At 63.3% G+C, this 11,692-nt stretch carries 13 protein-coding genes and 1 pseudogene; 11 read left to right on the top strand and 3 right to left on the bottom strand.

The window, feature by feature from the left end:
- Positions 1-3 precede the first annotated feature (3 nt).
- On the bottom strand, positions 4-780 hold the full coding sequence (locus tag AC0L25_RS03850; RefSeq protein ID WP_473594266.1) for an alpha/beta hydrolase: 777 nt from the start codon (positions 778-780) through the stop codon (positions 4-6).
- Between the two features lie 211 nt (positions 781-991).
- Here AC0L25_RS03850 and infC point away from each other — a divergent pair, with 211 nt between their 5' ends.
- A complete protein-coding gene (infC, locus tag AC0L25_RS03845; RefSeq protein WP_077374810.1) occupies positions 992-1,528 on the top strand; it encodes a translation initiation factor IF-3 in 537 nt (178 codons plus the stop codon).
- 128 nt (positions 1,529-1,656) lie between these two features.
- Positions 1,657-2,301 carry a methyltransferase family protein gene (locus tag AC0L25_RS03840; protein WP_473594265.1) on the top strand — a complete coding sequence of 215 codons (645 nt, stop codon included), beginning with the start codon at positions 1,657-1,659 and terminating at the stop codon, positions 2,299-2,301.
- Positions 2,302-2,348: 47 nt separating this feature from the next.
- Here the strand turns inward: AC0L25_RS03840 and AC0L25_RS03835 are convergent, their stop codons facing one another.
- A complete protein-coding gene (locus AC0L25_RS03835) occupies positions 2,349-2,582 on the bottom strand; it encodes a hypothetical protein (protein ID WP_473594406.1) in 234 nt (77 codons plus the stop codon).
- Between AC0L25_RS03835 and AC0L25_RS03830 the strand changes: the two genes are divergently transcribed.
- The 6 genes from AC0L25_RS03830 to pheT all read left to right on the top strand — a co-directional run bounded on the left by AC0L25_RS03830 (position 2,529) and on the right by pheT (position 7,987).
- Entirely contained in the window at positions 2,529-3,104 is a 576-nt protein-coding gene (locus AC0L25_RS03830) for a methyltransferase family protein (protein ID WP_473594393.1), read from the top strand. The two genes, AC0L25_RS03835 and AC0L25_RS03830, sit on opposite strands and share 54 nt — an antisense overlap.
- 176 nt (positions 3,105-3,280) lie before the next feature.
- Positions 3,281-3,484 (top strand): 50S ribosomal protein L35, encoded by a 204-nt coding sequence (gene rpmI, locus AC0L25_RS03825; protein ID WP_006201248.1) that lies wholly within the window; start codon positions 3,281-3,283, stop codon positions 3,482-3,484.
- Between the two features lie 93 nt (positions 3,485-3,577).
- Positions 3,578-3,979: a 50S ribosomal protein L20 gene (gene rplT, locus AC0L25_RS03820; protein WP_006201247.1), complete on the top strand. Its 402-nt coding sequence runs from the start codon at positions 3,578-3,580 to the stop codon at positions 3,977-3,979.
- A gap of 95 nt (positions 3,980-4,074) precedes the next feature.
- Complete coding sequence (pheS, locus tag AC0L25_RS03815) at positions 4,075-5,160, top strand: phenylalanine--tRNA ligase subunit alpha (protein WP_473594264.1); 1,086 nt, start codon at positions 4,075-4,077, stop codon at positions 5,158-5,160.
- Positions 5,157-5,582, top strand: a complete 426-nt coding sequence (locus AC0L25_RS03810) for a GFA family protein (RefSeq protein ID WP_473594263.1) — start codon at positions 5,157-5,159, stop codon at positions 5,580-5,582. The genes pheS and AC0L25_RS03810 overlap by 4 nt, the downstream gene beginning before the upstream one ends.
- Positions 5,579-7,987 (top strand): phenylalanine--tRNA ligase subunit beta, encoded by a 2,409-nt coding sequence (gene pheT, locus AC0L25_RS03805; protein ID WP_473594262.1) that lies wholly within the window; start codon positions 5,579-5,581, stop codon positions 7,985-7,987. The genes AC0L25_RS03810 and pheT overlap by 4 nt, the downstream gene beginning before the upstream one ends.
- 287 nt (positions 7,988-8,274) lie before the next feature.
- Here the strand turns inward: pheT and AC0L25_RS03800 are convergent, their stop codons facing one another.
- On the bottom strand, positions 8,275-9,270 hold the full coding sequence (locus tag AC0L25_RS03800) for an aldo/keto reductase (protein ID WP_473594261.1): 996 nt from the start codon (positions 9,268-9,270) through the stop codon (positions 8,275-8,277).
- A gap of 96 nt (positions 9,271-9,366) precedes the next feature.
- On the opposite strand from AC0L25_RS03800, the gene AC0L25_RS03795 reads away from it, so the two are divergent.
- From AC0L25_RS03795 to AC0L25_RS03785, 3 genes and pseudogenes are all read left to right on the top strand, one after another.
- Positions 9,367-10,257 carry a LysR family transcriptional regulator gene (locus AC0L25_RS03795; RefSeq protein WP_473594260.1) on the top strand — a complete coding sequence of 297 codons (891 nt, stop codon included), beginning with the start codon at positions 9,367-9,369 and terminating at the stop codon, positions 10,255-10,257.
- 46 nt (positions 10,258-10,303) lie between these two features.
- Complete coding sequence (locus AC0L25_RS03790; RefSeq protein ID WP_473594259.1) at positions 10,304-10,882, top strand: cytochrome b; 579 nt, start codon at positions 10,304-10,306, stop codon at positions 10,880-10,882.
- A 72-nt stretch (positions 10,883-10,954) separates the two neighbouring features.
- Positions 10,955-11,523, top strand: a pseudogene (locus tag AC0L25_RS03785) (YceI family protein); the annotation flags it as partial.
- Between the last annotated feature and the right edge of the window lie 169 nt (positions 11,524-11,692).

Genomic DNA, 11,692 nt, shown 5'->3' with positions numbered 1-11,692 from the left:
TCCCTAGCCTGCCTGCCGCACCATGGCGTCGACCGCCCGCACCAGCATGTCGAGATCCTGAGGCCGCGACAGACGGTGGTCGCCGTCGGGGATCAGCGACAGCGTGACGTCGTCGGCCGGCAGCAGGCCGACCAGTTTCAGCGCATGGCTCGGCGGCACGTCGGCATCGGCCAGCCCTTGCAATATGTGGACGGGGCAATGGGTGTCGATCGGCCCGTTCATTGTCAAATTGTTGCGACCGTCCTCGATCAGCGCTCGGGTGTAGATGTAAGGCTCGGCCGAATAGTCCGACCGCTCCGCGAAAAAACCCTTCTTGGCAAGATCGCGCTTCTGCGCTTTGGTCAGCGCCGGCTCGACCAGCTCTGCGGTGAAATCCGGCGCCGGCGCCAGCAGCACCAGGCCGGCGATAGGGTTGTGGCCTTCCTTGTGCAATTCCTGGCGCAATTCCTGGACCATGCGCAGCGCGATCCATGCGCCCATCGACGAGCCGACCAGGATTTGCCTGCCCTGCGTGAAATGATTGAAGACGGCGAGGCTTTGCGAAAGCCAGTTCGAGATGGTGCCGTCGGCAAAGGCGCCACCCGATTCGCCATGACCGGAATAGTCGTGGCGCAGGAAAGCCCGGCCTTGCCCGCTCGCCCATTCCGCCAGCTTCTCGGCTTTGGTGCCCAGCATGTCCGACTTGTAGCCGCCGAGCCAGACGATGCCTGGCGCGGCACCCGCAGCGCGCCTGACAGCGATGCTGGTTCCGTCGACGTCGAGAAAAACCGGTGCGGTCATGGCTCACTCCTCACGCAGGTCTTTTGACACAGCTGGCGGTTCAACGAAAAGTGCTCGGCAACTTTCTTCGTTTGGTACAGGACTGAAGTCAGGGAACAGGTGATTTCCTGTGAACGCTGTGCTATTGACTCCGGCCGCGCGCTCACCACATTGGCGCGTTCGCAATCTGAACTGAAATCCCCGAACGAAACGGCTCAAGGAGACCACGACCATTCGCAGACCTTTCAAAGCAACGGCGCCCACCAAGGAGGGCCCGCGCTCCAACCGTGACATCCGGGTTCCCCGAGTCCAACTTATCGACGCCGAAGGCCACAACCATGGCGATGTTTCCATCAACGACGCATTGCTGCTCGCCGAAGAGGCTGGGCTCGATCTGGTCGAGATATCGCCCAACGCAGTGCCGCCCGTCGTAAAAATTCTCGATCTCGGCAAGCTGAAATACGCCAACCAGAAGAAGGCGGCCGAGGCGCGCAAGAACCAGAAGGTCATCGAGATCAAGGAGATCAAGATGCGCCCGAACATCGACAGCCATGATTACGAGACCAAGATGAAAGCGGTCCGGCGGTTTTTCGAGGAAGGTGACAAGGTCAAGCTGACATTGCGCTTTCGCGGCCGCGAGATGGCGCATATGGAACTCGGCATGCAGCTTCTGAATAAAGTTCGCGAGGAAGTGGCGCCCATCGCCAAGGTCGAAGCCGAACCGAAGCTCGAAGGCCGCCAGATGATGATGGTGCTGGCGCCCCGCTAAAGCGATCCCGTCCAAAGCAAAGGCCGCTTCGGCGGCCTTTTGTTTGTTTTTGCCTTCGCCATGATTTCTCCGCAAGTTGCATCGACAAGGATTCCGGTTGCCGGTCCTCGCGGCGAAAGGATTGTCCCATGGCCGCTGCGGCACGTTCTCCGATTGAAAGGTCGTTCGACGAAATGGGCCGCTATCAGCGGCGCCGGCGCGTCCTGCTGGCGCTGCTGATCGGTGCTTTTTGCGCTTTGCTGATCTTCGGCGGCTCCACGCACGATGAACTAGGCCACGAACGCATAGAGGGGCAGTACGGGATCGCCCTGATACTGATCGGGATCGGCGGCCGGCTCTGGTCGATCCTCTATATCGGCGGCCGCAAGTCGGCCGAAGTGGTTGCTACCGGCCCATATTCGGTGATGCGCAACCCGCTGTATTTTTTCTCCACCGTAGCGGCCGCCGGCATCGGCGCCCAGACCGGCAGCGTGATCGTCTCGGTGGCGTCGGCGGTTTTGTGCGCGGCCGCGTTCTACATCGTTACGCTGCGCGAGGAACGGCATTTGACGACCGTGCTCGGGGCGCCGTACAAGGACTACATCGCACGGGTGCCGCGGTTTTTTCCCAATCCCCGGCTTTATCGCGATCAGGCCCAGGTCACCTTCACACCGCGCATCTTCAATCACACGCTGCGCGATGGCCTGATGTTCCTGGCTTCCATACCGTTTTTCGAACTCATCGAGTCCGGACAGGAAAGCGGTGTAATTCCCGTCCTCTTCTGGCTGTATTAGCTGCGGATGCCCGGCAAAAGAGGCGACATGCATTAAATACACCTGAATCATCCTGCAAAGGCGTCCCGGCGATCGGCGGGGGCGCCTGTTTCCTTGGCCAGGCGCTGCGATCGCTGGCGAAACTCCTCGACGATCGGATTCCCGACATGCTTAACGAAGTTAAATCGGCGCGGGCCGAACAAGCGCAGGCCAGGCGTGCGCTGGGCAGATATCAGCACGCACGCAGGATGGTGCTTGCCGCCCTCGTGGTCGTCATGTTCGCGGCGCTGCTGTTTGGCCAATCTGCTTTTCCTCCCGAAAGCGTGCCGCACGAAACGATCGAAATGGTCGGCGTACTGCTGATCTTTCTTGGCATTGTCGGGCGCTTGTGGTCGACGCTCTATATCGGCGGACGCAAATCCTCAGAGGTGGTTACCGGCGGACCCTATTCGATCACCCGCAATCCGCTCTATGTCTTCTCCTCGATAGCTGCCGCCGGCGTCGGCGCGCAGATGGGCTCGATCACTGCGGCGATCGGCTTCGCGGTGATTTGCGCTGCCGCCTTTCATGTCGTCATCCTGCGCGAAGAGAAGTTCCTGAAAGAGGCCTTCGGTACTCCATTCCAGGTCTATATGGCACGGGTGCCGCGCTTCTTCCCGAAGCTTTCGCTGTATCAGGAAGGCGACACCGGCAGCTTCAAGCCGCGCCTGCTGCGGACGACGCTGCTGGACGGACTGGTGTTCCTCGTTGCCATGCCGTTTTTCGAATCGATCGACGGCGCCCAATTATCAGGCATACTGCCGGTGCTGTTTCGTTTCCCATAGGCACAGGTGTTGCTAAGCACTGGGTGTTGCGCGCCGGCCCGCTTTGACGTATAGCACCGCCGTTCCCAAAAACCGCCCGGCAGGGCATGCCGTGGCGGTTTCATTTGCTTTTCGGGCTTTGGTCGGCCTGAAGCGAACAAAAAGCGCGATGATGCGCACATAAACGGAGTAGCAAAATGCCCAAGATGAAGACCAAGTCAGCCGCCAAGAAGCGGTTCAAGATCACAGGTACGGGTAAAGTCCTGTCGGCTGCGGCCGGCAAGCGTCACGGCATGATCAAGCGTTCCAACAAGTTCATTCGAAATGCCCGCGGCACGATGGTTCTGGCTGAACCGGATGGCAAGAAGGTCATCAAGAATTTTCTGCCGAACGGCCTCTAAGGCATTCGGTCTGGACACGCATTTGTTTTACGCAATTCCGAACGGAAAACCGCTAGACACTTTTCCTGGAATTGCTTTTAAGGAGATCATGACATGGCACGCGTAAAAAGAGGCGTCACCTCGCACGCCAAGCACAAGAAGGTCCTGAAAGCCGCCAAGGGCTTTTATGGCCGCCGCAAGAACACCATCCGCATCGCCAAGCAGGCGGTGGAAAAGTCGCTGCAGTATGCCTACCGCGACCGCAAGAACCGCAAGCGTTCGTTCCGCGCTCTGTGGATCCAGCGCATCAATGCCGCGACCCACGAGCATGGCCTGACCTATGGCCGCTTCATCGACGGTCTCAACAAGGCCGGCATCGAGATCGATCGCAAGATCCTGTCGGACATGGCCATCCACGAGCCGCAGGCATTTGCCGCACTTGTGGCCAAGGCCAAGGTCGCGCTCGAATACCTCAAGAACACCACGCCGAACGCTTTTGAAAGCGCTGTCGCCTAAGCCAGCGCTTCCCAAGCATTCGCAATTCTGATTTTGGGGAACCCGCGCTGGCACGGCTGGCGCGGGTTTTCTTTGCTTCCAATCGGGCCTGAAACATGAGTGACATGGAAACTCTCGAAAATTCCCTGATGACCGACATTGCGTCGGCGGCCGACGAGCAGGCGATCGAAGCCGTGCGTGTTTCAGCGCTCGGCAAGAAGGGCTCGGTCTCAGAAATGCTGAAGACGCTCGGCTCGATGAGCGCAGAAGAGCGCCAGATAAAGGGCCCGGTGATCAACGGCCTCAAGAACCGCATCACCGAGGCGCTTACCGCTCGCCGCGCCGAGCTGAAGGACGTGGCGATCGCGGCACGGCTCGCGGCGGAAAAGGTCGACGTCACATTGCCGGTGCGGCAATCGCCGGCCGAGCGTGGCCGCATCCATCCGATCAGCCAGGTCAGCGACGAGATTGCCGCGATCTTCGGCGACCTCGGCTTTGCCATCGCCGAAGGTCCCGATATCGAGACCGATTACTACAATTTCACCGCGCTGAATTTCCCGGAAGGCCATCCGGCGCGCGAGATGCACGACACCTTCTTCTTCCAGCCGGACGAGAACGGCGAGCGCAAGCTTTTGCGCACCCACACCTCGCCGGTGCAGATCCGCACCATGGAGACGCAGAAGCCGCCGATCCGCATCGTCATTCCCGGAAAAACCTACCGGCAAGATTCCGATGCCACGCATTCGCCGATGTTCCATCAGGTCGAGGGGCTGGTGATCGACAAGTCGGCCAACGTCGCCAACATGAAGTGGGTGCTGGAGGAGTTCTGCAAGGCCTTCTTCGAGGTGCCGCAGGTCAAGATGCGCTTCCGGCCGAGCTTCTTCCCGTTCACCGAACCCAGCATGGAGGTCGACATCCAGTGCGACCGTTCGCGGCCGGGCGAGGTGCGCTTCGGCGAAGGCTCCGACTGGATGGAGATTCTCGGCTGCGGCATGGTCCACCCCAATGTGCTGAGATATGGCGGGCTCGATCCCGACGAGTATCAGGGCTTTGCCTGGGGCATGGGCATCGACCGCATCGCCATGCTGAAATACGGCATGCCGGACCTGCGCGCCTTCTTCGACGCCGATGTGCGCTGGCTGTCGCATTACGGCTTCCGGCCGCTCGACATGCCGACGCTGTTCGGGGGCTTAAGCGCATGACAGCGGCCCATACCGGCGGCTGCCGCTGCGGCGCCGTGCGGTTCGAGGCTTCGGCCGAACCGCATCATGTCAGCTACTGCCATTGCGGCGATTGCCGGCGGGCCAGCGGCGCGCCGGTGTCGGCTTTCGTCGGGTTCATGACTGAACAGGTCGCCTTCACGGGCAAGGCGCTGAAGATGTTCGAGAATGGCCCGGTGACGCGCTCCTTTTGCGGCATCTGCGGCTCGCCGATCGCCTATGTCGACGAGCGGCTGGCCGATCACATCTATTTCATGCTCGGCGCCATGGACATGCCGGCCTATTTCAGGCCGACCCGCCATGCCCATGTGCGCGAGCAACTGCCCTTCCTGCACATGCCGGACGACTTGCCACGCCATTTGAAGACCAGCGTGCCCAGACCATCAGACGGAACACAGTCATGAAACTCACCCTCTCCTGGCTCAAGGATCACCTCGAGACCGATGCCTCGCTGGCCGAGATCGTCGAGCGGCTGACCTCGATCGGCCTCGAAGTCGAGCATGTCGACGACAGGGCGAGCCTGAAGCCCTTCGTCATCGCCAAGGTGCTGACGGCGGAGCAGCATCCTGATGCCGATCGGCTGCGCGTGCTGACGGTCGATACCGGCGACGGCGAGCCACCGGTGCAGGTCGTCTGCGGTGCGCCCAATGCCCGCGCGGGCTTGATCGGCGCCTTTGCAGCACCTGGCACCTATATTCCCGGCATCGACGTGACGCTAACGGTCGGCAAGATCAGGGGCGTCGAAAGCCACGGCATGATGTGCTCCGAGCGCGAGCTGGAATTGTCCGACGAGCATGACGGCATCATCGATCTGCCGGAGGATGCGCCGGTCGGCACCAGCTTCGCCGCCTATGCACATCTCGACGACCCGTTGATCGAGATCAACCTGACGCCGAACCGGCCGGATGCGACCAGCGTCTATGGCATCGCCCGCGATCTGGCGGCGAGTGGGCTCGGCCGCCTCGTCGGCGGGGCGATCATGCCGCATGCCGGCAGCGGCATGTGCCCGGTGAAGGTGACGATCGAGGCGCCGGAGCTCTGCCCCGGTTTTGCGCTGCGCCTGGTGCGCGGCGTGAAAAACGGCCCGTCGCCGAAATGGCTGCAGCAAAGGCTGATCGCCATTGGGCTCCGGCCGATCAGCGCGCTGGTCGACATCACCAATTACGTGACCTTCGACCGCGGCCGGCCGCTGCATGTGTTCGACGCGAGGAAGGTCGCTGGCAATCTCACCGTGCGGCGCGCGCGGAACAATGAAAAGGTGCTGGCGCTCGACGGCCGCGAATACACGCTGACGCCTGACATGTGCGTCATCGCGGACGAGGACGGCGTCGAATCGATCGCGGGCATCATGGGCGGCGAGCATTCGGGCTGCGACGAGAACACGTCAGACGTGCTGATCGAATCCGCACTTTGGGATCCGATGACCACGGCCCGCACCGGCCGAACGCTCGGCATCATCAGCGATGCGCGTTACCGGTTCGAGCGCGGCGTCGACCCGGAATTCATGGTGCCCGGCGTGGAGCTGGCGACCAAGCTGGTGCTGGATTTGTGCGGTGGTACGCCGACGGGAATCGAGGTGGCCGGCTATGCCGGCCATGTCGAGAAGATCGTTTCCTTCCCGCTGTCGGAAGTGAAGCGGCTGACCGGCATCGAGGTGCCCAGGAACGAGAGTCTCGCCATCCTTTCGCGCCTCGGCTTCAAGCCGGAAGGCGCGGGCGATGTCGTCGATGTAGCGGTGCCGTCCTGGCGGCCGGATGTCGACGGCAAGGCCGATCTGGTCGAGGAAGTTATGCGCATCCATGGCGTCGACAATATCGCCCCGCAGCCGCTCGGCGCGCATGATGCCGTCAATGCCAAGATCCTGACTGTGCTGCAGGTCCGCACCCGCGCCGCCAAGCGGGCGCTGGCCGTGCGCGGCATGATGGAGGCCGTCACCTGGTCGTTCATTCCGGCAAAGCATGCCGAACTGTTTGGCGGCGGCCAGACCGCGCTCAAGCTCGCCAATCCGATCGCCGCCGACATGTCCGACATGCGGCCGTCGCTGCTGCCCGGCCTGATCGCCGCCGCGCAGCGCAATGCCGACAAAGGCATCGGCGATGTCGCGCTGTTCGAAGTGTCGGGCACCTATGAGGGCGATGCGGCCGACCAGCAGCGGCGCGTCGCCGCCGGCGTGCGGCGCGGCACGGCCAAGCTCGAAGGCTCCGGCCGTCATTGGGCAGGCAATGCCGGTCCGGTCGGCGTGTTCGACGCCAAAGCCGACGCGATCGCAGCACTCGAAGCCTGCGGCGCGCCGGTCGAGCGGCTGCAGATCGAGGCCGGCGGCCCCGCCTGGTATCATCCCGGCCGTTCCGGCACCATCAAGCTCGGGCCTAAAGTGATTTTGGGAACGTTTGGCGAATTCCATCCCAAGACGCTGGAGGAACTGGACGTCTCCGGGCCGCTCTGCGGCTTCGAAGTGTTCGTCGATGCCGTGCCCGAGCCGAAGGCCAAGCCGACGCGGACAAAACCGAGGCTGGAACTGTCCGCCTTCCAGGCGGTCAAGCGCGACTTCGCCTTTGTCGTCGACCAGGCGGTCGAAGCCGGCACGCTGACCCGCGCCGCACTTGCCGCCGACAAGAAGCTGATCACCAACGTCTCGGTCTTCGATGTTTTCGAAGGTGCGTCACTGGGTGCTGCCAAGAAGTCGATCGCCATCGAAGTATCGATCCAGCCGGTGGAGAAGACGCTGACCGATGAGGATTTCGAGGCGCTGGCAAAGCGTATCGTCGAGAATGTGCACAAGCAGACCGGCGGCGTGCTGCGCGGCTGAGACGATGGACCATAGAGGTCTGACTGTCGGCGGGACAGCGCCCCCCTCTGTCCTGCCGGACATCTCCCCCACTTGGGGGGAGATTGGCAGCTTCGCCGTCCCACTCAGTTTCCTGCGTTGATAGTTAGCGAAAGCGGAGGAGATCCGATCTCCCCCCTTGTGGGGGAGATGTCCGGCAGGACAGAGGGGGGCGCTGTCCCGCCAACGTCTCGCAATCTTCTGCAACGCGGCATTCGAACAAAAAGGACGCCGAAGCGTCCCTCTCGGTTGTCTCTGACGTCCAATGCTCACCCGTTAACCAGCGCCAGCGCCTCCTCGGTGTAGCGCTTGCCGGTGACCTTCTCCGGCGACAGGGCGTCGCCGATGGCGGCCACCTCGGCCCGGCTCAGCACGATCTGTGCCGCTGCCGTGTTTTGCTCGAGGTGGCGAATCTTGCGGGCGCCGGGGATCGGCACGATGAAATCGCCCTGATGCAGCACCCACGCCAGCGCCAGTTGTGCCGGTGTCACGCCCTTGTCGGTGGCCATATTTTCAAGCGTGGCAATGACCGCCGCATTGGCCGCCATGGCATCGGCCTGGAAGCGCGGCAACCCACGGCGCCAGTCGTCGGCGCCGAGAACCTCTGGCTTGGCGATCGTGCCGGTCAGCAGGCCGCGGCCGAGCGGGCTGTAGGGTACAAAGCCGATGCCGAGCTCGCGGCAGACGGCAAGCACCTCTTCTTCCGGATCGCGGCTCCACAGCGAATATTCGCTCTGCACGGCTGATATCGGATGCACGGCATGCGCCCGGCGAATGGTCGCCGCACTCGCCTCCGACAGGCCGAGCGCGCGCACCTTGCCCTCGCGCACCAGCTCAGCCATGGCGCCGACCGTATCCTCGATCGGCACGTTCGGATCGACACGATGCTGATAGTAGAGGTCGATCACCTCGGTGCCCAGCCGCTTCAATGACGCTTCGGCCACCGCCTTGACGTGTTCGGGACGGCTGTCGACGCCGGCCATGCGCTCGACGCCATTGCCTTCTTCGAGAATCTTGAAGCCGAACTTTGTCGCGATCGTCACCTGATCGCGCACCGGCTTCAACGCCTTGCCGAGCAGGATCTCATTCTCGTACGGGCCGTAGACTTCGGCCGTGTCGAAGAAATTGACGCCGATCTCTACGGCACGGCGCAGTGTGGCGATCGCGTCCACCTCCGGCTGGCCGCCATAGCCGAAGCTCATCCCCATGCAGCCGAGGCCGACCGGATAGACGTCAAGTTCATTTCCAAGCTTGCGGGTTTGCATCACGCGTCTCCTTGTTGTGATGCGGCAGAGATAGCGCCTTGCAACGCGTTCGATAATCGGCTCTCATCCGCACGGGCTGTTCTAAAAGATAGATCAATGAACCGAACTCACCTCTCACAGCTTGCAGTGTTTGCTACCGTCGCCCAGTGCGGCAGCTTTCGCGGTGCCGCCAAGGAGCTTGGCATTGCGCCCTCCGCAATCAGCCATGCGGTTTCAAGCCTGGAAGCGCGTCTTGGCGTGCGGCTCCTGGCGCGCAGCACGCGCAGCGTCGCCCCGACCGAGGAAGGCGCGCAGCTGCTCGAGCGGCTGAGGCCGGCGCTGTCGGAGATCGATCTGGCGCTGGAATCGGCGCTCGAGGCGCGCGACCGGCCGGCCGGCAATCTCAGGCTGACCGTGCCGCGCACCGCAGCCCACTTGGCGCTGACGCCGCGGCTCGGCGCCTTTGCATCGGCCTATCCGGACATCGTCCTGGAGATCGTCATCGAAGACCGCTTCACCGATGTGGTCGAAGGCGGCTTCGACGCCGGCGTCCGGCTCGGCGAGAGCCTGCAGCGCGACATGATCGCTGTGCGCATCGGGCCAAACCTTCGCGGCGCCGTCGTCGGCGCGCCATCCTATTTCGCGACCATGCCGAGGCCGCGCTACCCGCACGATCTCGCCGGTCACCGTTGCCTCCGCTTTCGCTTCTCCAGCGGCATCCTCTACCGCTGGGAATTCGAGAAGGACGGCGAGGAGATCGAGATGGCGGTGCAAGGGCCGCTGATTCTCGACGAGGACCATCTGATCGCCCATGCGGCGGTCGACGGCGCCGGGCTCGCCTTCCTGTTCGAGGATTATGTTCGCGATGCCATTGCCGCCGGCAAGCTCATTCGCGTGCTGGAGGACTGGTGCCCGCCGTTCGACGGTTTCTTCGTCTACTACCCGAGCCGCCGCCAGATGCGGCCGGCGCTCAGGGCCTTCGTCGATTTCTTCAAGACGGCGGGATAGACTGTCGGCAGTGGAAGAAAGCCGGGGCCGCGATCGTTTGCTGGCCATGCCCGCATTGATCACAAACGACACCACCCGCTACGGCTGGGCGGCGATCGTCCTTCACTGGCGGATCGCCGCGATCTTCATCGGCCAGTTCGTGCTCGGCGTCGTCATGATGCGGCTGTCCAGCCAGCGCACCGCCTTCGAACTGATCCAGCTGCACAAATCCTTCGGCTTTCTGCTGCTCGGGCTGGTCATCCTGCGCATCGCCTGGCGTGTCGGCAATGCGGTGCCGGCGCTGCCGCGCTCGGTCGGGCCTTTCGAGCGCCGCGTGGCGCCACTCGTCCATTTCGCGCTTTACGGCTTTCAGCTCGCGCTGCCGCTGTCCGGCTGGGCGCTGGTGTCGGTGTCGATGCTGGAGATCCCGAGCATGCCGTTCAACCTGTTCGTCATGCCGGACCTGCCGCTGGCTGAATCAGACGCGGCGGAAAGCTTCTGGACCTCGGCGCATTGGTATCTCGCCTATGCCGGCATCGGACTTGTCGCCTTGCATTTCGCTGCGGCGCTGCGCCATCATTTCTGGCTGAAGGACACGGTACTGACGCGCATGGTCACGCCTTCGTCGGATCACAGCGCGGAATAGAGCAGGCGGCTCATTCGTTAATGGGGCGAGGACGCAAAAAAATGCGTTGCCTCCAAAAAAGGGATCACGTCCATGGTTGCGCGCATCTTCGGATTTGCGGCGCTCGCTGCTTGCCTTGCCATGCCTGTTTTCGCGGCGGCCGCTCTCACGGACGCCGCCGGCAGCTACACGATCAACCCGGCCAGTTCCAGCATCCGTTTCTGGGCAAGGCCGGCGGCGGCGGGCTCGATGGCGCCTTCGCCCGTTTCAAGGGCAGCATTCGCATCGACAACAGTGATGTCGGGCGCTCCCGGGTCAATATCACCATCTTTCCCGAAAGCGTCGGCACCGGCCAGAGCCGCGTCGACGCCTTCCTTCGATCCGACGCGGTGTTCGACGCCGCCAACAACCCGGAAATCCAGTTCCGCTCGACCAGCGTGAAACGCACCGGAGACACGTCAGCCGTCGTCACCGGCCGTTTGACGGCGCGCGGCAAGACCTTTCCGGAAAAATTCACGGCCGAGCTCGCCGGCCTCAAGGCTGGCACGATCAGATTCCACGTCACCGGCAAGGTGCTGCGGTCGCGCTACGGCATGGATGTCGGCACGCCGATCTATTCGAACGTCGTCGACTTCGACATGACGCTGACCGGCAAAAGGGGCTGCGCGCTTCTTCCTCGCCCCCGCGAGAGCGGGGGAGAGGTGGGGGGGGGGGGGGGGGGGGGGGGGGGGGGGGGGGGGGGGGGGGGGGGGGCGGGGGGGGCGGGGGGGGGGGGGGGGGGGGGGGGGGGGGGGGGGGGGGGGGGGGGGGGGGGGGGGGGGGGGGGGGGGG

This window comes from Mesorhizobium sp. WSM4813 (assembly GCF_055811555.1).
This window is presented reverse-complemented; position numbering and strand designations above follow the sequence as displayed.